Here is a 19558-nt window from a genome sequence, read left to right on the forward strand (position 1 = left end):
GGTTGTCGACCAACGAGATCCGCCGCCTCCTCGCCGCGCTCGCCTTCACCCCGCTCGTCTGCATCGACCACGTCATGCACTGGTCGCACTGGCGCCGCGAACGCCAGCAACAGGCCCGCGACTGCCACTACCGCAGACGCGGCGAACGACCACCGGACTGATCAACTGCCGTTGCAGTACTAAGCGCCCCCTCCGCGAGCGTGATCGCCTCGGCCCGCCCGATGCCGCGGCCGCCGCCGGTCACGACGGCGCGCACGCCGCCCAGGGTCGTGGTCATCCCGCTTCTCCTCTCGTGGACCGTCGCGGGGTGCGACGACTCCGGACTTGACTCCGGCGGGCCGTCCGACACGGGCTGCGCGGGGAACTGCCCGGATGGAGGAACGCGCCGGTGCCGGGTCGAGAAGGTGGACGCGCCCTCACGTCCGGAGCACGCTGAGCCCGGGCCGGCCACCCGCGCCGGCAGGAACGCGGAGGCGGCCATGGTCGTGCGCTGTGCCGGTCCGGCCGCCCTGTGCGCGCGGTGACCCCCGAACACCGGGTCGAGCACCGCGTCGCCGGCCCGTGGTCGCTGGCCACCAGCCGTCATTTCTGGGAGGGGTTCTCGCCCGCCGCACTCCCGGCCGCGCCCGGGACCGACGAGCTGCGCACCGTGTTCCGGTCCGAGCACGACTGGACCGTCGCCGAGGCCCGGGTCGCCCAGGACGGCGACCGCGCCGCCGTCGAGGTGCGCGGCGACGGTGACCTGGACCGTGCCGTGGAGCAGGTCGCCCGGTTCCTCGCCCTCGACGTCGACGGGCGGGAGTGGCCCGGCGTCGCCCGGCGGGATCCGGTGATGGCCGACGCCCAGCGGCGGCTGCCCGGACTACGCCCCTGTGGCTTCCACTCCCCCTACGAGGCCGCCGCGTGGTCCGTCCTGTCCCAGCGGACCAGGATCACCCACGCCGCGGCGCTGCGCGCGTCGTTGGCCGAGCGGTACGGCGAGGACGGGGCGTTCCCGACCCCGGACGTCCTGCGGGGCGCCGACCTGAACCTCCCGGGGCGCAAGCCGGAGTACCTGCGCGCGGTCGCCGACGCCGCGCTGGACGGCGTCCTCGACGGGGCCGCGCTGCGCGCGATCGGTCCCGACGAGGCGATCGGGCGCGTCCGGGAGATCCTCGGACTCGGGCCGTTCGCCGCGGAGCTCGTCGTGCTGCGCGGGGCCAACGCCCCGGACGTCCTGCCCCGGCACGAGCGTCGGCTCACGGCCGAGATCGCCGAACGGTACGGGCCGGATGCCGACCCCGTCGACGTCGCCGAGGGGTGGCGGCCGTTGCGGACCTGGGCGGCAGTGCACCTGCGGGCCCTGGGTGAGGAGCGGACGCGCGAGACCTGACCGCCGCGGATCAGGGCTATCCGCGCGGCGCGGCCAGCTTCTCCAGGCGCCGGGTGGTGGGCCAGCGGACGTTCGTCGCCCAGCCCAGCTTCTCGAAGCCACGGATGACCACGGCCGAGATGTCGATCTGGCCCTTCTTCACACCGTGCCGGGCGCAGGTCGGGTCGGCGTGGTGCAGGTTGTGCCACGACTCGCCGCACGACAGCACCGCCAGCCACCACACGTTCGCGGACCGGTCCCGGGCGGCGAACGGGCGCTCGCCCCAGATGTGGCAGATCGAGTTGATCGACCAGGTGACGTGGTGCAGCACCGCGACCCGGACGAACCCGGCCCAGAAGAACGCGGTGAACGCGCCCCAGAGGGACATCGTGACCAGGCCGCCGATCAGCGCCGGACCGAGCAGGCTGACGACGACGATCAGCGGGAACGCCCGGTCGACCCGGCGGATGTCGGCGTCGTCGAGCAGGTCCGGGGCGAACCGGTTCATGTTGGTCATGTCGCGCCCGAACATCCAGCCGAGGTGGGCGTGCCAGAAGCCCTTGACCAGAGCCTTGGGCCCGGTGCCGTAGAGCCACGGCGAGTGCGGGTCACCCTCCTTGTCGGAGAAGGCGTGGTGCCGGCGGTGCTCCCCGACCCAGTTCACGACGCTGCCCTGCAGCGCCAGGCTGCCCGCGACCGCCAGCGCGATCCGCAGCGGGCGCGTGGCCTTGAACGAACCGTGGGTGAAGTAGCGGTGGAAGCCCACCGTGACACCGAGGCAGCTCACGTAGTAGAAGGCGACCGCCAGCGCGATGTCGAGCCAGCCCAGGCCCCATCCCCATGCCAGCGGTACCGCCGCGACCAGCGCGAGCGTCGGCAGGACCACGAACAACCCGAGCACGAAGGACGCGCCGGCGGGGCGCTTGCCGTCGGTGAGGGGAGCGGGCCCGCTCCGCGCAGGCGGCGGGACGGCGTCGAGCGTGGTCATGGGCCCCAGCACAGCGGGTCAGTGCGGCCGTGGCAGTCCGGCAGACCCCCCTGTCCGACGTGGGGTTGCACCGTTGCGCTCCTCGACGGCGGCGGGTTCGCCCTCGTCCGGAGCCTGCTCGTCGACGACGGCGGGATCCTCCTCCGGGTCCGCCACGGTGGCGTCGACGAACCCGGTCCTGCGGTCGATGTCCTCCCCGATGTAGCGCAGCACGTCGGCCACGACCGCCACCACCGGCACGGCGAGGAACGCGCCGGCCACGCCGAACAGGCTCGCTCCGGCGGTGACGGCGAGGATGACGATCGCCGAGTTCAGCCCCAGTCCCTTGCCCTGGATCATCGGGCTGAGCACGTTGCCCTCGAGCTGCTGCACGACGAGGATCAGCGCGAGCACGATGAGCGCCGTCGTGAGGTTCTGCGCGACCAGCGCGACGAGCACGGCGAGCGCACCGGTGACCAGCGCCCCCACGATGGGCACGAACGCGCCGAAGAAGATCAGCACCGCGAGCGGCAGGGCGAGCGGCACGCCGAGCACCGCGAGGCCGATGCCGATGAGGACCGCGTCCATGAACCCGATCAGGGCCTGGAAGCGGATGAACCCACCGAGCCGGGACCAGGCACGGCCACCGACGGCAATGAGGTGCTCCCCGGCCGACGGACCCGACGCCCGGGACAGCCACGGCAGGAACCGGGGACCGTCCTTGACGAACAGGAACGCGATGACGACCGCGACGACGAGCGTGACCATCCCCGAGGTCACCGCGGACAGGCCGGTGACCACGCCGTCGACGATCGAGGCCGCGTTCTGCTCCAACCGCTCGGTCGCCTGCTGCACCGCCTGACCGATCTGGGTCGCCCCGAGGTTGAACGGCGGGCCCGCCAGCCAGGCCTGGATCTGCTGGATGCCCCCGGTCGCGCCGCTCGCGAGTTGCGGACCCTGGGTCGCGACGGCCGGCACGATCCCGGCGATGACCCCGGCCAGGACGACCAGCGCGAGGAGGAACACCGCCGTCGTCGCCAGGATGCTCGGCCAGCGGTGGGCACGCAGCCACGTCACCAGCGGCTCGAACACGCTGGCGATCAGCAGCCCGAGCAGCACGGGCAGGATGATCGACCAGAGCTGCCCGACCACCAGCCCGATGACCGCGAGTGCCGCGGCGATCAGCAGGAAGCGGGCGCTCCACCGCGCGAGGCCGGACGCGCCCTGTTCGATGACCTGTTCACGGGTCGGTTTCGGGACCGGCATGGCTGCTCCTCCGTCGGTCCGTGCCGGGCCCGGTGCGAGCAGCGCCGGTCCCACGGTCCGATCGGTGCAGAGTTCCCCGACAGGCCCCGATCACACCGGGAAACAGGGGCGGTGTGCCAGGGTTGCCGGTCGACGTGTAGCGTGACTGTCGGTCACCGTAGTTCTGACTTTCGTGTGTGACACACGCTCGCCGGATGAACGATGCGGGCGGATTCGCTTTCCTTTGGTTCAGCCGGAGATGGCTGCCCGTCTGGGTCCCACACCGTGACCCGGGCCGCCACACCACGTGGCCATCCCGTTCAGTGCTCGACCATCAGGAGACATGCATGACGACTGGCACCGTGAAGTGGTTCAACTCCGAGAAGGGCTTCGGCTTCATCGCGCCCGACGACGGCAGCGCCGACGTCTTCGTCCACTACTCGGCCATCGAGAGCAGCGGCTACCGCGAGCTCACCGAGAACCAGAAGGTGTCGTTCGAGGTCACGCAGGGCCCGAAGGGCCCGCAGGCCTCGACCGTCCAGGTCTGATCACGCTTCACCGCTGATCCGCGACGGCTCCCCCGCAACTCTGCGGGGGAGCCGTCGTGTTTCCGGGACTCACGCCCTGCCGGTCGGGACGTACGCAGGCAGGGTCGCCTCGACCGCGAATCCACCCCCGTCGACGGACCGGTGCGCGATCGTCCCGCCGATCAGCGCCACCCGCTGCTCCAGCCCGCGCAGTCCGCGCCCCGACCCGCTCGCGACGAGCGCCGGCTCCGGCGGCCGCTGCCCGGCCGAGCTCCCGACGCCGACCCGGACCGCGCCGGTTCCGTAGTGGACGGTGACCGTGACGTCGGCACCCGGCGCGTGCTTGCCGACGTTGGTCAGCGACTCCTGGACGATCCGGTAGGCGGTCCGGGCGACCGTCGGGCTGATCCCGGCCGGGTCGCCGTCGACGTCGAGCCGTACCGCGCCGAGGCCGGTCGTGTCCCGGACCAGGTCGGCGATCTCGCCGGGCGGGCCGACGGAGTCCCGCGCCGCCGGGCGCGGGCTGCCGTCGGAGTGCAGCACCCCGATCAGGTCGCGGAGCTCCTGCAGCGCCCGCGTACCGGACTCCCGCACGCCCTCGGCGGCTCGTCGCACCGCCTCGTCGCGCGTGCTCGCGCTCAGCGCCGAGGCCTGCAGCACCATGCCGCTGATCCGGTGGGTGACGACGTCGTGCATCTCGGCCGCCAGCCGTCGTCGCTCCTCGGCGCGGACCTTGCCGGCGATCAGCACCTGCTCGCGCTCGGCGCGCTCCGCCCGGTCGCGCAACGACCGCTCCAGGCGGGCGCGCGAGTCGAGCCACAGGGCGGCGACCGCGGGCAGCAGCGTGCCGAGCAGTCCGAACGGGGTCACGTCCCAGGCCGGGGCCCAGAGCCGCGCGGCGAGCACGGTCAGCAGCGCGACGACGGGGTAGGCGATCCGTGGCCGCCACGCCAGCACCAGGTAGATGACCACCGCGGGAGCCGCCCGGGGGAACGACATCGGGCTGGCCGGATCGACCGGCACGAGCAGGCCGGGTGCGAAGGCCTCCGACCAGGCGATGGCCAGCGACGCGGCGACCGTGAGGGCGACGACCGCGGCCGGGACGACCCGCAGCAGCGGCAACGACAGGCTGACCAGCAGCGGCAGGACCAGTCCGGCCCAGGGGCCCAGCACCCCGTCGGTGGGCGGACCGGCCAGGTACACCCCGATGTCCGAGACGGCGAACACGACGCTCCCGGCCACGAGGACCCACAGCCGTGGCTCGCGCCGCGACGATACGGCGTCGTCGGTCGTTCCGGTCGTCACGAACACCAGCCTCCCCTCGGACCGATCGGACCGCTCCGGCCCGCGTCACCTGCACCCTCGCCGCCCGGCGGGCTCCGGGGGGATCACCGTAAGTCGACAGGGAACGTCGCCATCGGTCGCGGGCCTCGCTGCGATACTGCGTCACATGATCCGGCTGGTGCTGGTCGACGACGAGCCGATGGTCTGCGCCCACCTCACGACCATCCTCGAACAGGCCGACGACATCACCGTGGTCGGCAGCGCGCACGACGGCGCCGAGGCCGTCGAGGTGGTGCTGCGCGAGCGGCCCGATCTCGTCCTCACGGACCTGCGCATGCCCGGCGTCGACGGGCTCACCGCGATCGAACGGATCGCGGCGATGGTGAGCGCGCCCCCGGTCGTCGCCCTGACCACCTTCGACGCCGACGAGTACGTGCTGCGCGCGCTGCAGCTCGGCGCGGCCGGGTTCCTGGTCAAGACCACACCGCCGCAGGACCTGGTCGGGCTCGTCCGGGTGGCCGCCGACGGGCACACGGTGCTCTCCCCCGAGGCCGCCCGCCGCCTGGTGCACGCCTCCACCGGGCACCTCGACCGGTCGGCGAGGGCGCGGGAGCGGATCACCGGGCTCACCGATCGGGAGGTCGAGGTCCTGCGGTGCCTCGGCCGTGGCATGAGCAACGCCGACGTCGGCACGGCGCTGCACCTGTCCGAGGCGACGGTGAAGACCTACGTCTCCCGGATGCTGGTCAAGCTGGACTGCACCAACCGCACCCAGGCCGGCCTGCTCGCCGTCGAAGCGGGGTTGTGAGTCTCCGGCAGGTCCGTGCTAGCGTCCCGCCCGAAGGTCATGAGTGCCAGCGCGTAGCCCCGGCTTGCTGGCCGGCAACCCTCCACCACGGTGGGGTGCCCCGGGTGAGGACCTGACCGGCGCGACACCCGCGACCGGTAAGCGTGGACTCCCCGGAGGCCGGTTCATGACCGCTGCACTGCTGCCCGTTCCTTCCCTCGTCACCGCGACCGACACCCTGCCGCGCGTCGTCGGCGACGAGCTGCGCGTCCCGCTGGTCGACGGCCGGTCGGTCCGGTACTGCGACCTCGACTCGGCCGCCTCCACCCCCGCGCTCGACGCGGTCGCCGCGCACGTCGCCGAGGTGCTGCCCTATCTCGGCAGCGTGCACCGCGGCGCCGGCTACACCTCGCGGGTCTGCACGTCGTTGCTGGAGAACGCCCGCGCCGACGTCGGCCGGTTCGTCCGGGCCCGCGCGGACGACTGCGTGGTGTTCACCCGCAACACCACCGACGCGCTCGGCGTGCTGGCCCGCGCCGTGCCCGGCCCGGTCGTCACCCTCGACCTCGAGCACCACGCGACGCTGCTGGCCTGGCGGCACGGCGGGCACCGGGTCGTGCGGGCCGGACGGACCGTCGCCGACACCCTCGACGCGCTGCGCGCCGAACTCGCCGCCCGCCCCGACGCGGCGCTGGTCGCGGTCACCGGGGCGTCCAACGTGACTGGCGAGATCCTCCCCGTGGCCGAGATCGTCGCGATCTCGCACGCCGCCGGCGCCCGGGTCTGCGTGGACGCCGCCCAGCTCGCCCCGCACCGCCGCCTCGACCTGGCCGGCTGGGGCGCGGACTACCTGGTGCTGTCCGGGCACAAGATCTACGCGCCCTACGGCGCCGGCGTACTCGTCGGGCGCCGGGACTGGCTGGACGCGGCCACCCCGCACCAGGCCGGCGGCGGCGCCGTCCGGTCGGTCACCGTCGACGGCGACTCGACCTCGGCCGAGTGGCTGCCCGCACCGCAGCGGCACGAGGGCGGCACCCCGAACGTCCTGGGCGCGGCTGCGCTCGCCGCGGCCTGCCGCGCGTTGGAGCCGATCATCGATGACGCGGTGCCGGCGCACGAGCGGGACCTCGGCGACCGGCTGCGCGACGAGCTCGCCGGGGTGCCCGGTCTGCGGGTGCTGTCGCTGTTCGACTCCCCCGTCGACCGCACCGCGACCGTCAGCTTCACCCTCGGCGACCTGCCGCCCGGGCTGGTCGCGGCCGCGCTGTCGGCCGAGCACGGGATCGGCGTGCGCGACGGCCGGTTCTGCGCCCACCCGCTGCTGGAGCGGCTCAACGGCGGCGCCGACGCGGTCCGGGCCTCGCTCGGGCTGCGCACCCGCGAGTCCGACGTGGACCGGTTGGTGAGCGCGCTGCACGCGCTGGCACGGCGGGGTCCGCAGTGGACGTACGCGATCGTCGACGGGCGGTGGGCGCCGACGCCGGACCCGCGGCCGCTCGACCCGTTCGCGGGGACGCGGAGCGGCTCGGACGCACCGCTCCCGCCCGGCTGCGGGGGCTGAGCGGGCTCACTCCCCTTGCAGGCGCGGGATGCGGTGGACACGGCTACCGCGGACCCGCCCACACCGGACGAATCTCCGCCGAGATACGTCTCAGCGGGCCTCAGAGATCAACAAATCCCGCTGAGGCGTATCTCGTCGGGGATCTCCGCCCGGAACGCGTCGCCGGCGCGGCGCAGTTCTCGGGGCGCCTCGATGGTGCAGGGGCCGATCGAGCCGCAACCGGATCGTCGGACGTGGGGTTGGGGTGGGCACAGCACGTCGTGAGCTCGGAGGTACCCGATGACCACCACCACCGCCGCCCTTGATCTGGACACACTCGACTGGCCCCGGCTGTCCGACCGCCTGAACACCGACGGCGTCGCCCTCACCCCGCCGCTGCTCGAACCGCACAGGTGCGACGAGATCACCGCGATGTTCGACGAGCACGACCGCTTCCGCTCCACCGTCCAGATGGCCCGGCACTCGTTCGGCGAGGGCAGCTACCGGTACTTCACCGACCCGCTGCCCGAGCTGGTCCAGACCCTGCGCACCGAGCTGTACCCACCGCTCGCCCGGATCGCGAACGACTGGGCGACCCGTCTCGGCGAGGACACCTGGCCCGACACGCTCGACGGCCTGCTGGCCGCCTGCGCCGAGCAGGGACAGACGAAACCGACGCCGCTGGTGCTGCGCTACGGCGAGTCCGGCTACAACTGCCTGCACCAGGACGTCTACGGGGACCTGACGTTCCCGCTGCAGTTCCTGGTGATGCTGTCCCGCCCGGACGTCGACTTCACCGGCGGCGAGAGCGTGTTCGTCGAGCAGCGGCCGCGCCAGCAGTCCCGCCCGATCGTGCTGCGCCCCGGGCAGGGCCAGGCCGTGATCTTCCCGGTGCGCAACCGCCCGCGTCGCGGCACCCGGGGTGACCACCGCGTCCAGATGCGGCACGGGGTCAGCGCCGTACACAGCGGGAACCGGCATGTTCTCGGCATCATCTTCCACAACGCGCGCTGAATCCTCTCCGACGGCGCTGAGGAGGCCGGTCCCGCTGAGTACGAGCGACGACGAGCTCGCCGGCCTGCTCGCGGCGGACCTCGACGCCGGGTTCGCCGAGCTCGTCGGCACCCACCGGGACCTGCTGTTCTCGGTGGCACGTAGCTCCGTCCGCACCCCGGCCGACGCCGAGGACCTCGCCGCGGACGCCCTGCTGCGCGCCTACCGGGCGCTGTGCGGCTACCCGGTCACGCGGATCGAGGCGTTGCGGGTGCGGCCGTGGCTGCTCGCGATCCTGCGCAACACCGCGCGCAACCGGGCCCGCGACGCCGGCCGACGCCCCGCCCCGCCACCGGGTCTCGACCCCGCGGTGTCCGACGACCCGAGCGCCGACCCCGGTCCGGCGGAGCAGGCCGAGCGCTCCGAGCTGCGACGCGCGCTCGGCACCGCGCTCGCCGAGCTCTCGGAGGTGCAGCGGACCGCCGTCGTGCTGCGGCACGTCGAGGGACTGCCCACCTCCGAGGTCGCGCACGTCCTCGGCTGCCGGGAGGGCACCGCGAAGTCCCACATCTCCCGCGGCCTCGCCCGGCTGCGGTCCGTCGTCGACGAAGGGAGAACCCGATGACCACCACCTCGTCCGACCCGCTGCTGACCGCACTGGCCGGTCTCGGCACGACGGCCCCGGCCGGGCTCGACGACCGGGTGTTCACCCGGTGGACGACCGCGTCCAGCCGGCTCGGCGACGTCCGCGTCGCCGTCACCGCCGACGGCGTCCAGTTCGTCCGCGCGGACGTGGACGACGACGCGTTCACCGCCGAGTACCGGCGCCGGTTCGCCCGGCCGCTGCGCCACGCCGGACGGCTGCCCGCCGGCGTCGCGCCGTCGTTGCTGGGACGCGCCGGAGCCCGTCCCGACCTCGACCTCGGGGCCGGGTCCGCGTTCGCGCGCGACGTGCTGGCCGCGACCGGGCGGATCCCGGCCGGGCAGGTCCGCCCGTACGCCTGGGTCGCCCGCGAGGCCGGGCACCCGGCCGCGGTCCGCGCCGTCGGCACGGTGCTGGCGCGCAATCCGCTGCCGCTGCTCGTGCCCTGCCACCGGGTGATCCGCTCGGACGGGGCGCTCGGTGCCTACATGTACGGGCCCGACCGCAAGGCGGAGCTGCTCGCCGGCGAGGGCGCCGACCTCGCCGAGCTCGGCTCGCTCGCCCGGGCGGGGGTGCACTATCTCGCCAGCGACACCACCGGGATCGTCTGCTTCCCGACCTGCCGCGACGCCCGCCGCATCACGCGCGCGCACCGGCACGGCTTCACCACCCTCGACGACGCCCGTCGCGCCGGCTACCGGCCCTGCCGCACCTGCCGGCCCGCGGCCTGAGGAGGACGGCATGACCTTCGAGCTGATCCCGCGGGACCGCCGCGAGCTCGGTCCCGGCGCCGTGCACGTACCCGGCTGGCTCGACGTCGGGCGGCAGAAGTCTCTCGTGGAACGCTGCCGGGAGTGGGCGTCCGAGGGACCCGGGATCCGGGCCGCCGCGCTGCCGAACGGCGCACGGATGAGCGTGCGCACCGTGTGCCTGGGCTGGCACTGGATCCCCTACCGCTACTCCCGCACCCGCGACGACCAGGACGGCTCCCCCGTCGCGGAGTTCCCGGCCTGGCTGGGCGACCTCGGTAGGGACGCGGTCGCCGACGCCTACGGCCGCCCGGTCGACTACTCCCCCGACGTCGCGCTGATCAACCACTACGGCGACGACGCGCGAATGGGCCTGCACCGCGACGCCGACGAACGCGCGCCCGACCCCGTCGTCTCACTCTCCCTCGGCGCGCCGTGCGTGTTCCGGTTCGGCAACAGCGAGCACCGCGGCCGGCCGTGGACCGACGTCGAGCTGCGCTCGGGCGACCTGCTGGTGTTCGGCGGGGAGAGCCGGCTGGCCTACCACGGCGTGCCGCGGGTGCTCCCCGACACCGACGACGACGCCGCGGTCATCGGGCTGGGTTCCGGGCGGCTGAACATCACGCTTCGGGTCTCGGGACTCGCGTGACCGCAACCGGCCCGGCCGGCGCGGTGTTCTGCACCGCATGAGCACCAGTTCCCACGACCGCCCGACCGTCGTCCACGACACGACCCTGGGCCCGGTCACGCTCTCGGCCTCACCGTCCGGGCTCACCCGGCTGCGGTTCGGCCGGTCCACCCGGGCCGCGCAGAGCCCGTCGCCGGAGCCCGGCTCCGCCGAGGACGCGGTACTGACACAGGCCGTCGCGGAGCTCGACGAGTACCTGGACGGCCGGCGCACGACCTTCGAGGTTCCGGTCGACCTGTCCACGGTCGATCCCGAGCAGCGCCGGGTGCTCGACGAGCTCGGCAGGATCGGCTACGGGCGGACCCGCAGCTACGGCGAGGTGGCCCGGGCCGCGGGGCTGGCCGAGGACGGGCCGCGGCGGGCCGGGGGTGCGTGTGCGCGCAATCCGGTGGGGGTGGTCGTGCCGTGCCACCGCGTCGTGGCGGCCGACGGGGCACTCACCGGGTACGCGGGTGGGCTCGCGATCAAGAAGGCGTTGCTGGCCCTCGAGAGCGGCCAGCTCACGCTCGACGCAGGAGCCGACCGGCCGGTTACCCTCGCCCCATGAGCGCGAAGTCCGACTCTCGGCTCGCCGAGTTCCTGCGGCGGGTGCTGAACGGCGACAACGACGTCGCACCGGCGGACGTGGTCTTCGGACCGGGCGCCGTCACCGAGATGCAGGAGTCGATCGCCCTCCAGTTCGCGGCCTCGGTCCGCGAACTCGGATACATCGAGCCGGCGGGCGGAGCGGCCGGCGACCTGGGCCGGGTGCGGGTGACGTCGCAGGGACGGGAGTGGCTGGAGGGCTACGACGGTCGATCCCGGACGCTGCACCCACGGTTCTCGTCGTAGGCCGATTCCACGACGGCGGCGCCGGTCAGGTCCGTACGCGCGGCCGCGTCCCGTCCCCGAGCTCGGGGTCCGGGAGCACCCCGTCCGGATCGACGACGGCGACCGTGTGCCCGTCGTCGGCGAGCCGCCGGAGACCCTCCAGCAGCATCCGCCGTCCGACATCGGACAGCCGGTCGACCCGGGTCAGGTCGAGCACCACCTCCGTGGTGCCGATGGGCTCCACGGCCAGATGATCCAGCACTGCCTCGGCCCCGGAGAACTGCACCACTCCCTGCAGCGTGACGACGGTCGCGTCGCCATCCACAGTGGATCCGCGCAGCACGGTCGAGCCGTACGGTTCCGCATCCATCAGGTGCATGCCGGTGTCGCGGGAGAGCCGCTCGCAGACCTGAACGCCGCGCACGCTGTTGCCGTGCGCGTCCAGCCGCGGGGACACGACGGCGAGCCCGACTTGGCCCGGCAGCGCGCCGAGCAGCCCGCCCGCGACGCCGCTCTTCGCCGGGATCCCGACCCTGACCAGCCAGTCCCCGGCGCCGTCGTACATACCGCAGCCGGCCATCACCGACAGCGTCCGGCGGGCCACGGCGGCGGGCAGCATCCGCCGCCCGGTGACCGGGTGGACGCCCGCGTTGGCCAGCGTCGCACCCATCAGCGCCAGGTCCCGCACGGTCACCAGCACCGCGCACTGGCGGGTGTAGCCGTCGACGACCTCGGCCGCCGGGCGATCGAGCACGCGGTAGTTGCGCAGCATGTGCGCGATCGCCAGGTTCCGGTCGGCGGTGTCCAGTTCGGACCGGTAGACCGACTCGTCGATCGTGAGCCGCCGCCCGGCCAGCTCGGAGAGCAGCCCCACGATCCGCTCGACCCGGTCGGCGCCGGTCGCGTCCGGCCCCACCAGCAGGTGGTGCACGGCGATCGCCCCGGCGTTGATCATCGGGTTCTTCGGCCGGCGCGTCCCGGCCTCGAGGGACAGCTCGTCGAAGGCTTCGCCCGACGGTTCGACGCCCACTGTCGCGTCCACCGTCTCGACGCCGCGGTCGGCCAGCGCCGCGGCGTAGGCGAACGGCTTGGAGATCGACTGGATGGAGAACTCGACGTCGGCGTCCCCGGCGACGTGGGTGCGCCCGGCGACGGTCGTCACCGCGACGCCGAGCACCTCGGGGTCGGCGGCGGCGAGGTCCGGGATGTAGTCGGCGACGGCGCCGGAGCGGTCACCGGCGACGTCGTCGAGGACCTCGGCCAGGTAGTCGGGGACGGGGGTGCGCATCAGATGCCTCCGGAGCCGCCGGGCGTGCTGTCCTGTCCCCGCCGGCGCTGCGCCGGAGTCACGGGCGCCGCCGTGACTCGTCATCGGACGGCGCGGCCCGCCACCGGTCCGCCGTGGCCTGGACCGCACCACCGGCCCGGCTGACCCCGGCGAGGCCGGTGTCGAGCACAGTCCCACCGACACCGATCGCGACGGCCCTCGCGTGACGAAGCGCGTCGCGCACCGTCGGCGAGACGAGCGGCACCCACCCTTCGATCTGCACGCCACGGGCGGTGACGAAGTAGTCGAGATCGTGCCGGAGCGACTCGACCGACGAGCGGAGTCGTCGCCCGCTGCGTGAGCGGTGGAACTCCGTCGGCTTCAGGACACCGTAGGCGTCCAGTGCGGGACGCAGGTTGGCCACGAGTGCACCATCGGCCTCGAGGTGCTCGGCGAGAACGGCGTGGGCGTCGGCGACCGCGTCCTCGAGTACGTCCGGCTCCACGCTGCTGACGCGGGCGATGCGCAGCTGCTGCCACAGGTACAGCGACTGCTCGGCGACGACGAGGAGCCGGAGCACCTACCCCAGCCGCCCGTCCCGGACGACCTGTTCCAACCGGCGAGCTCGCTCCGGAGCGGCGAGTCCGGTGGGGAGCTCGCGAGCCAGCCGTGACGCGTGCTCCCGGAGTCTCTCGACGCTCGTTTCGAGCTCCGGGCCCAGATGGGCGACCGTCGACCAGTCCACATCGCCCAGCTGCCCGCCCTCGTCGACGCGGTCGACCCGTCGCCTGAGCAACCGATGATGGCCGACGACGTCACCCGTGCGCTCCGCGCCGGCGAGCCGGAGCAGCTCGTCGGTCTTGCCCTCGACCCTGTCGATAGCTTCGCCGATCCGCTCGGCCGCCGCCTTCACTGCCATCGCGAGCGCCATCGCACCGAGCGCGACCGGCGCAGGACCGACGGCCTTATTGGACACGATTCGTCCCGCTCCGTCGGTGACCCACAACCGCAGGGTCGCCGTTCCCCCCGCGGGAACCCTGCGGAGGGCCCACACGAACTGCGCCGTCGTCGCGCCGGTGGCACCGGCAGCCGCTGCATGAGCGATGGCCGATGCGCGGTCCGATCCGGACAGGCCAACGGTCCGCGCGGCTACTTCACTCTCGGACGCCCACCGTGCCACGAACTCGGCGACGGCAGAATCCTCGCCCACCAGCAGCGTCCCGGATGGGTGCTCGACCGCGAGCACCAGTGCATCGGTGCCACCGGTCTCATCCCCCGTGGCGGTCACGGCCGCTCCTCTCGTCGAACCATGGCTCTTCCCTGCCAACGTGTCTCGGTCGTTGTCAGGTACGACGCCAGCGTCGTGGACGCCGTCCGGCGTGCCCGCGGCACCGGCCAATACGGCTATACGGTCCCGTCGCGAACGGGCGACGGAAACCAGTCGGCGGCCCGCGACGAGCACTCCACCGCGAGGTCGACGATCTCGCCCACCGTGACTCGCTCAGGCAGAACGCGATAGCGGTAGAGGAAGTCCGGGTCGTACTTGTTGAACTCGCCGGCCCGGGCGCGGCTGGAACGCGGCAGCAACGCGGACTCCGGAACCCCCACGATCTCCGGCACCCGCGTGAAGTCGAAGAAGTCGTGATGTGCGAGAGCGAACTCGGCACGCGCCGGGTGCTTCCCGCGACCGAACAGATCCGGTGACGAGAGGATCATCGCCAGCCGCCACTGCCTGTCCTGGTACTGCCAGCCCACCCACACACCCGCGGCCGCCTCCCAGAACCCGGACAGCAACGGCCGGCCGCGGGTAAAACCCACCTCCAGCTCCCGCGCCGGTGCCCGGACGCCGCGCCGGAGCAGCGCGGCGTGGATGCGGCGCATGACCTGGTGCGCGCGCGCCTTCCCCACCGCGTCGGCCAGCCCTGCTCGGCGCAGCTCGTTGAGCAGGGATCCGCTGAGCGCGAACGGCTCGCTGTCGTCACGGATGGTCAACCGGGTCATGATGCGGTGCAGGAGCTGGAGGAACTCGGCCTCGTGGCGCGCGACCTGCTGGTCGAAGGCCTGATCGGCCTCGGCGAGCGCGGCGTCGAGCCGGGTTCCCAACTCCCCGTACGACACCCAGCGCCAGCTCCGCCCTCCGAGCTCCGCGCTTCCCGTTCCCCAGCCCGGGTCCTGCAAGCTGAGGAGGACGAGCGATGGGGCCGCTGCCCCCAGCCGGGCGACGGGCCCGCGCGCGTACGCGGCAAGCTGTGCCTCGTCCGGCAGCGCGAACGCCTTGTTCTCGATGACCAGGGGCGCGAATCCCGGTAGCTCGATCACGAGATCGAGGTTGAGGTGCTCGCGCCGGACCCGGACCTCGGAGCGACCGTCGCTCTCGACGAGCCACGGGCCGAAGACCTCGACGGCACACTGCGGCATCGTCCGGACGAACCACGCCAGGATGTCGGAGTGGAAGAGCTCCTTCGAACCGCGCGATGCGTGGTAGAGCGGCTCGGCGTCCAGCCTGGTCAACATCGATGTGAGATCGCCGGTTCCCGTCAGGTTTTTCAGAGCGGCATCCCTTCTCGCACCCGTGGTCCACTATGCACCACCCCCACCTCAGATAGCTGCGGCGGTCGCGCACGACCGTCGGGACAGCTCCGCTGGGAGAGCCTGCGAGTGCACGACCGCCAGCTCCCGGTTCGCCCGGGTGAGACTGGTGTAGAGCAGCCCGTGCCGGCCCATCCGGGTCGGGAACGACGCCGGCTCCACCACCACGACGGCGTCGAACTCGAGCCCGCGGGCCTGGTGCGGGTTCAGGACCCGGATCACCTTCCCTGCCCGCCGGACGACGTCCGGTCGCCGGCTGTCGACCACGAATCCCTTCGCCCGGAGCGCCGCGAGGATCTCGCCCGGCTTCATGGTGACCACTGCGACGGTCCACTCGGGATGGGTGTCCCGCAGGGCCACCGCCTCCCGCGCGGCGACGGGCCACAGCATCGGGCCCACGGCCCGGGTCCTCCGCGGCGGTGTACCTCCGGCCTGCAGCGACCGCACGGTGCGTTCGACCTGCGGGAGCAGCCGGGAGGCGTACTCCATGATCGCGCTGGAGGTGCGGTAGCCGTGCTCCACGGACTCGATCCGGGCGTCCGGCCGCTCGATCGCCTCGCGGACGTCGGCCCAGGTCCGGCAGCTGTAGTCCGACCGCCGCTGCGCCCGGTCACCGAGCACGGTCCAGCCACCGGAGTTGAGGTAGCGCAGCAGCGCCCACTCCAGCCCGGTCACGTCCTGTGCCTCGTCCACGACGACGTGGTCGTACCGCAGGCCGGCCGGGCCCCGTAGGGCAAGCGCGCACGCCGCGAGCAGTGGCAGGAAGCGCCGGGCCGTCACCGCGGTCCGGAACGCCGGCAACCTCCGGAGGTAGAGCGACCACTCCGGCTCCGCGATCACCGGCTCGCCGGCGGCCTCGTTGGCGCGCAGGGCGGTGTAGACGCGCTCGACCGCGACGTCGTGCGTGAGGCCGGACGGGAGCTCGTCGGCGGTCTGCAGCATCTCGACGGCTCGCAGGACCAGGTCCATGAAGTCGGCGTCGACGTCGCGGTCCTCCTCGGCGATACCGTCGTCGACGGCCGGTGCGAGCCCCCGCAGGTGCCGCAGGACGGCGTCGAGGGACGCGGGCTGAACCGTCGACGCATCGTCGACCAGTTCGTGCACCGCTCCCCTGATGTGGTCGACGTAGTGCTCGGTCGGCCCCACCACCAGCACCCGCCGGCATGGCGGGTGTCCCTTGCCCGCGTCGTCGTCGACGAGGAACGCGGCACGGTGCGCAGCGATGATCGTCTTCCCGGAGCCGGGGGGTCCGTGGACGATCAACGGCTGGCCGGGGTCGGTGGTGACGAGGTGGTACTGGTCGGGCTGCAGCGTCCGGAGCACGTTGCCGAGCCGTTCCCGGCGGGGCGCGGAGATCGCGGCGCGGACGGCGTCGGCCGCCCGCAACGTCGTCGGCTCCGGCTTCCGGACGGTCTTACGGGCAGGCTTGCCAGGCTTTCGCGACGGTCGGCGAGCAGAGGTGCGCGGTGCGGGGACCGCGGCCGTCGCCGGGGCCTCGTGGGGTACGGGGACCGGCGCCGGAGTGGGTGTCGGAGCGGGCCCCTGAGCCGGCTGCGGCAGCGCCCGCCGACGGCTCGGCGATGCCACGGAGAGCGAGCGGCCGCCGAAGCTCCCGGCCGCCGGCCGGTCGTGCTCGTCGACGTACCCGACGACCGCACCGCCGCGGTACTGCAGGGTGCGGCGGGTCGCGACGTGCGGGCAGTGCTCGTGGTGGTGGGCTCCCTGGAAGAAGGTGCAGGCGATCGGGTTCGTCCAGCTGAAGACCTGCAGGCCGTCCTCCTCGACGTAGCGGAGTCCGATGTAGAACTCCGCGGCGTCGAAGATGTCGCTGGTCCGGTCGAGGAGGACGCGGCCGATGAGGCCGTCGCTGTCCGGCCGCCGGCCGCCGGCGGGAGTACCGCGGCGTCCACCCTGGGCGACCTTCGGCCGGGGGTCCTGCCGCCGGACCGCATCGCGGTAGCGGCGCTGGGCGGCCTGCTCGTCGGCGAGGACGACACTGTCACCGCGGCTCATCGGACGATCTCCAGGTAGCAGGTGGCGAGCGGGTTGAGGCGGAGGTCCGGCGGCCCGGTCCGGTCGAGCACACGCAGTGCTTCCTCGTGGCGTTCGCGAGCCCGGCGAGCCTGACCCTCGAACAGGTGCCGCCCGCCGCGGCCGCGCTGCGCGGCGGTCTGCATCCGCCGGTCGATCACGCCGAGCTTGCGGTCGAGTTGCTCACGCAGGCTGACCTTGCGGGCGTCGGCGAGCGCGACGCTCTCCTGGATCCGGCGTTCCCGCTCGGTCCCGTGTCGCTGTTCAAGCAGCTCCAGGGCGATCTCGGCGGGTCCCTCCAGATCGTCCGCGTCGACCGGGCGATGGGCCGCCTGCAGATCACCGCGAGCCAGCCCCGCGAGCAGGACGTCGACCACCCCTGCCGGCGCCTCCCGTCCGGTGAGTCCGACCGCGGCGCCCCAGATCTCGCGCGAACCCCGGTCGCCGGTGGCATCGGCCTGGGCCAGGACGACGGTGTAGGCGCCCTCGGGTGCGCTGCCCTCGGTGTCGCTGACCCGGACGGCGGCGAAGCGGGCCTGCCGGTGCTCGGGCATGTGCACGGCCGCCAGCACCAGCGGGTGCGTCGCGGTGAGCAGCGTGCCGCCGCCGGTACGGGCCTCCTCCTGGTCGAGGAGCAGCTCGACGTCGCCCTCCTCGCGCAGGTCGTGGACGAGCTGGCGCACTTCGTTGTGGCTGCGCAACCCGCGCTGCACCACCTGGTTGACCTGCTCGGCGAGCGCCCCGTTGCCGCGGAGCCGGATCCGGTCACGTCCGGCGGGACGCGCACCGGGCGACCCGGCGGTCGTCGCCCAGTCGTGCACGAGGTGGGCCAGCTCGTGCTGACCGACGTAGCGGCCGGCGCGGACCAGGTCCTGCTCGAGTCCTGACACGTCGACGTCGTTGCTGACCAGCAGGTCCGGCGCCGCGCCGGCCAGCCGCTCGGCCTCCGCCGTCTGGGCCTCGATCGCGGTGAGGCTCCGGTCGGTCTCCGCCTCCTTCTCCTCGGGCGTCAGGGTGAAGGAGAAGGCGACCTTCTCCAGCGTCGCCAGCTCCGCGCGGATGATCGGCTCCAGCGCCCCGATGGCCCGCTCGAAGACCCCGATGCGGTCCAGCACGCGTCGCAGGATCTTCTCGTCGATCGTCTCGTCGTTGTAGAAGTTGACGATCCGGATCTTCTCCTCGGGCTGGCCGATCCGGTCGATGCGCCCGATCCGCTGCTCGATCTCCATGGGGTTCCACGGCAGGTCGTAGTTGATGACCGCCGAGCAGAACTCGAAGTCCAGGCCCTCGCTGGCGACGCGGTTGGCGAGCACCAGGTCGTAGTCGCCGGCGCGGAACGCGGCCATGATCCGGTTCCGCTCGTCGTGCGGGACCCCGCCGTGCAGCACCGCGATCCGCGCCTCGCCGGCGAGCCGCTCGCGCAGGTAGGCCAGGGTCGGGCGGGAGAAGGTGAACAGCAGGGTGCGCTTCCCCTGCCCGACCAGGTCCGCGACGATCGTCCGGAGCTGGTCGAACTTGGAGTCGACCTCGACGCCGAGCCGCTCCGCGGCCTCGAGCAGCTCGCGGTGGGGTGGCAGGGTGGAGACCGGGCGCTCGGTGTCCGGGTCGTCCTCGTCGCGTGGGGTCCAGTCCTCGGCCGAGCCGAGCACGGCGGCGCGGGCAGCCTGCAGGCAGGCACTCGCCAGGCGCAGTGGCATCTGCATGCAGAAGTGGACGGGCATCCCGATCGCGTCCGCGCGCCGGACGCACCACTGGACGTACTCGTCGTAGAACACGCTCTCGGCATCGCTCCAGGTGACGTCGAGTGTGTCGGCCTGGCGGACGGCCTTGCCGTCGTCGATCTCCGCCTTGCGGGTCCGGGTGATCACCGAGGACAGCGCGTTGAGATCCGCGAGGTACCGCCGCGCCGCGACGACCTCGGCCGGCATCAGCACGTCGCGGGCAAGCAGCTCGCGCAGGGCCGGTACGTCCGGACGGCTGAGCAGCGAGGCCCCGAAGCGCATCGCCTTCAGCTCGTCGAGGATCTCCATCCGCTGTGCGCCGGTCACCTCGCGGTCGAGCAGGGTGCGCTCCAGCCGGTGCAGCAC

The 19558-nt window shown here is 73.3% G+C and carries 20 protein-coding genes and 1 riboswitch; of the genes, 11 read left to right on the top strand and 9 right to left on the bottom strand.

Annotated features, from left to right (window positions below):
- Positions 1-2: 2 nt before the first annotated feature.
- Positions 3-161 (top strand): hypothetical protein, encoded by a 159-nt coding sequence (locus tag WIS52_RS25725; protein ID WP_349300961.1) that lies wholly within the window; start codon positions 3-5, stop codon positions 159-161.
- A gap of 359 nt (positions 162-520) precedes the next feature.
- The gene (locus WIS52_RS25730; protein WP_349300962.1) at positions 521-1372 is read left to right on the top strand and encodes a DNA-3-methyladenine glycosylase family protein; all 852 of its coding nucleotides are present in this window, start codon (positions 521-523) and stop codon (positions 1370-1372) included.
- Positions 1373-1388: 16 nt separating this feature from the next.
- Here the strand turns inward: WIS52_RS25730 and WIS52_RS25735 are convergent, their stop codons facing one another.
- Both WIS52_RS25735 and WIS52_RS25740 read right to left on the bottom strand, forming a co-directional pair.
- Positions 1389-2339 (bottom strand): acyl-CoA desaturase, encoded by a 951-nt coding sequence (locus WIS52_RS25735; RefSeq protein ID WP_349300963.1) that lies wholly within the window; start codon positions 2337-2339, stop codon positions 1389-1391.
- Between the two features lie 18 nt (positions 2340-2357).
- Positions 2358-3584: an AI-2E family transporter gene (locus WIS52_RS25740; protein WP_349300964.1), complete on the bottom strand. Its 1227-nt coding sequence runs from the start codon at positions 3582-3584 to the stop codon at positions 2358-2360.
- A 326-nt stretch (positions 3585-3910) separates the two neighbouring features.
- Here WIS52_RS25740 and WIS52_RS25745 point away from each other — a divergent pair, with 326 nt between their 5' ends.
- A complete protein-coding gene (locus WIS52_RS25745; RefSeq protein WP_349300965.1) occupies positions 3911-4111 on the top strand; it encodes a cold-shock protein in 201 nt (66 codons plus the stop codon).
- Between the two features lie 69 nt (positions 4112-4180).
- On the opposite strand, the gene WIS52_RS25750 is transcribed toward WIS52_RS25745, so the two are convergent.
- A complete protein-coding gene (locus WIS52_RS25750) occupies positions 4181-5395 on the bottom strand; it encodes a sensor histidine kinase (protein WP_349300966.1) in 1215 nt (404 codons plus the stop codon).
- Between the two features lie 145 nt (positions 5396-5540).
- Here WIS52_RS25750 and WIS52_RS25755 point away from each other — a divergent pair, with 145 nt between their 5' ends.
- From WIS52_RS25755 to WIS52_RS25790, 8 genes are all read left to right on the top strand, one after another.
- The gene (locus WIS52_RS25755; RefSeq protein WP_349300967.1) at positions 5541-6182 is read left to right on the top strand and encodes a response regulator transcription factor; all 642 of its coding nucleotides are present in this window, start codon (positions 5541-5543) and stop codon (positions 6180-6182) included.
- 35 nt (positions 6183-6217) lie between these two features.
- Positions 6218-6332, top strand: a riboswitch (SAM riboswitch).
- A gap of 16 nt (positions 6333-6348) precedes the next feature.
- Positions 6349-7722, top strand: a complete 1374-nt coding sequence (locus WIS52_RS25760; RefSeq protein ID WP_349300968.1) for an aminotransferase class V-fold PLP-dependent enzyme — start codon at positions 6349-6351, stop codon at positions 7720-7722.
- A gap of 279 nt (positions 7723-8001) precedes the next feature.
- Positions 8002-8715 carry a 2OG-Fe(II) oxygenase gene (locus WIS52_RS25765; RefSeq protein WP_349300969.1) on the top strand — a complete coding sequence of 238 codons (714 nt, stop codon included), beginning with the start codon at positions 8002-8004 and terminating at the stop codon, positions 8713-8715.
- Entirely contained in the window at positions 8681-9319 is a 639-nt protein-coding gene (locus tag WIS52_RS25770) for an RNA polymerase sigma factor (protein WP_349300970.1), read from the top strand. Before WIS52_RS25765 ends, WIS52_RS25770 begins: the two co-directional genes overlap by 35 nt.
- Positions 9316-10068 (top strand): methylated-DNA--[protein]-cysteine S-methyltransferase, encoded by a 753-nt coding sequence (locus WIS52_RS25775; protein ID WP_349300971.1) that lies wholly within the window; start codon positions 9316-9318, stop codon positions 10066-10068. Before WIS52_RS25770 ends, WIS52_RS25775 begins: the two co-directional genes overlap by 4 nt.
- 10 nt (positions 10069-10078) lie before the next feature.
- On the top strand, positions 10079-10735 hold the full coding sequence (locus WIS52_RS25780) for an alpha-ketoglutarate-dependent dioxygenase AlkB (RefSeq protein ID WP_349300972.1): 657 nt from the start codon (positions 10079-10081) through the stop codon (positions 10733-10735).
- A gap of 37 nt (positions 10736-10772) precedes the next feature.
- Positions 10773-11321: a methylated-DNA--[protein]-cysteine S-methyltransferase gene (locus WIS52_RS25785; RefSeq protein WP_349300973.1), complete on the top strand. Its 549-nt coding sequence runs from the start codon at positions 10773-10775 to the stop codon at positions 11319-11321.
- The gene (locus WIS52_RS25790) at positions 11318-11605 is read left to right on the top strand and encodes a hypothetical protein (RefSeq protein ID WP_349300974.1); all 288 of its coding nucleotides are present in this window, start codon (positions 11318-11320) and stop codon (positions 11603-11605) included. The genes WIS52_RS25785 and WIS52_RS25790 overlap by 4 nt, the downstream gene beginning before the upstream one ends.
- Before the next feature lie 25 nt (positions 11606-11630).
- Here the strand turns inward: WIS52_RS25790 and WIS52_RS25795 are convergent, their stop codons facing one another.
- The 6 genes from WIS52_RS25795 to WIS52_RS25820 form a co-directional block, all read right to left on the bottom strand.
- The gene (locus tag WIS52_RS25795; protein WP_349300975.1) at positions 11631-12872 is read right to left on the bottom strand and encodes a glutaminase; all 1242 of its coding nucleotides are present in this window, start codon (positions 12870-12872) and stop codon (positions 11631-11633) included.
- 58 nt (positions 12873-12930) lie between these two features.
- On the bottom strand, positions 12931-13431 hold the full coding sequence (locus tag WIS52_RS25800) for a hypothetical protein (protein WP_349300976.1): 501 nt from the start codon (positions 13429-13431) through the stop codon (positions 12931-12933).
- The gene (locus WIS52_RS25805; protein WP_349300977.1) at positions 13432-14139 is read right to left on the bottom strand and encodes a hypothetical protein; all 708 of its coding nucleotides are present in this window, start codon (positions 14137-14139) and stop codon (positions 13432-13434) included.
- Between the two features lie 116 nt (positions 14140-14255).
- Entirely contained in the window at positions 14256-15365 is a 1110-nt protein-coding gene (locus WIS52_RS25810) for a hypothetical protein (protein WP_349300978.1), read from the bottom strand.
- An 84-nt stretch (positions 15366-15449) separates the two neighbouring features.
- The gene (locus WIS52_RS25815) at positions 15450-17453 is read right to left on the bottom strand and encodes an ATP-binding domain-containing protein (RefSeq protein WP_349300979.1); all 2004 of its coding nucleotides are present in this window, start codon (positions 17451-17453) and stop codon (positions 15450-15452) included.
- Positions 17450-19558, bottom strand: coding sequence for a helicase-related protein (locus WIS52_RS25820; RefSeq protein WP_349300980.1), 2109 nt, complete (start codon positions 19556-19558; stop codon positions 17450-17452). Before WIS52_RS25820 ends, WIS52_RS25815 begins: the two co-directional genes overlap by 4 nt.

Source organism: Pseudonocardia nematodicida, assembly GCF_040105385.1.
Classification (GTDB): Bacteria; Actinomycetota; Actinomycetes; order Mycobacteriales; family Pseudonocardiaceae; genus Pseudonocardia; species Pseudonocardia nematodicida.

What these genes read in the sequence shown, in the direction of transcription:
- WIS52_RS25735 (WP_349300963.1), bottom strand. Translation starts at nt 2,339, where the DNA reads ATGACCACGCTCGACGCCGTCCCGCCGCCTGCGCGGAGCGGGCCCGCT.
- WIS52_RS25740 (WP_349300964.1), bottom strand. Translation starts at nt 3,584, where the DNA reads ATGCCGGTCCCGAAACCGACCCGTGAACAGGTCATCGAACAGGGCGCG.
- WIS52_RS25745 (WP_349300965.1), top strand. Translation starts at nt 3,911, where the DNA reads ATGACGACTGGCACCGTGAAGTGGTTCAACTCCGAGAAGGGCTTCGGC.
- WIS52_RS25755 (WP_349300967.1), top strand. Translation starts at nt 5,541, where the DNA reads ATGATCCGGCTGGTGCTGGTCGACGACGAGCCGATGGTCTGCGCCCAC.
- WIS52_RS25760 (WP_349300968.1), top strand. Translation starts at nt 6,349, where the DNA reads ATGACCGCTGCACTGCTGCCCGTTCCTTCCCTCGTCACCGCGACCGAC.
- WIS52_RS25765 (WP_349300969.1), top strand. Translation starts at nt 8,002, where the DNA reads ATGACCACCACCACCGCCGCCCTTGATCTGGACACACTCGACTGGCCC.
- WIS52_RS25770 (WP_349300970.1), top strand. Translation starts at nt 8,681, where the DNA reads ATGTTCTCGGCATCATCTTCCACAACGCGCGCTGAATCCTCTCCGACG.
- WIS52_RS25775 (WP_349300971.1), top strand. Translation starts at nt 9,316, where the DNA reads ATGACCACCACCTCGTCCGACCCGCTGCTGACCGCACTGGCCGGTCTC.
- WIS52_RS25780 (WP_349300972.1), top strand. Translation starts at nt 10,079, where the DNA reads ATGACCTTCGAGCTGATCCCGCGGGACCGCCGCGAGCTCGGTCCCGGC.
- WIS52_RS25785 (WP_349300973.1), top strand. Translation starts at nt 10,773, where the DNA reads ATGAGCACCAGTTCCCACGACCGCCCGACCGTCGTCCACGACACGACC.
- WIS52_RS25790 (WP_349300974.1), top strand. Translation starts at nt 11,318, where the DNA reads ATGAGCGCGAAGTCCGACTCTCGGCTCGCCGAGTTCCTGCGGCGGGTG.
- WIS52_RS25795 (WP_349300975.1), bottom strand. Translation starts at nt 12,872, where the DNA reads ATGCGCACCCCCGTCCCCGACTACCTGGCCGAGGTCCTCGACGACGTC.
- WIS52_RS25810 (WP_349300978.1), bottom strand. Translation starts at nt 15,365, where the DNA reads ATGTTGACCAGGCTGGACGCCGAGCCGCTCTACCACGCATCGCGCGGT.
- WIS52_RS25815 (WP_349300979.1), bottom strand. Translation starts at nt 17,453, where the DNA reads ATGAGCCGCGGTGACAGTGTCGTCCTCGCCGACGAGCAGGCCGCCCAG.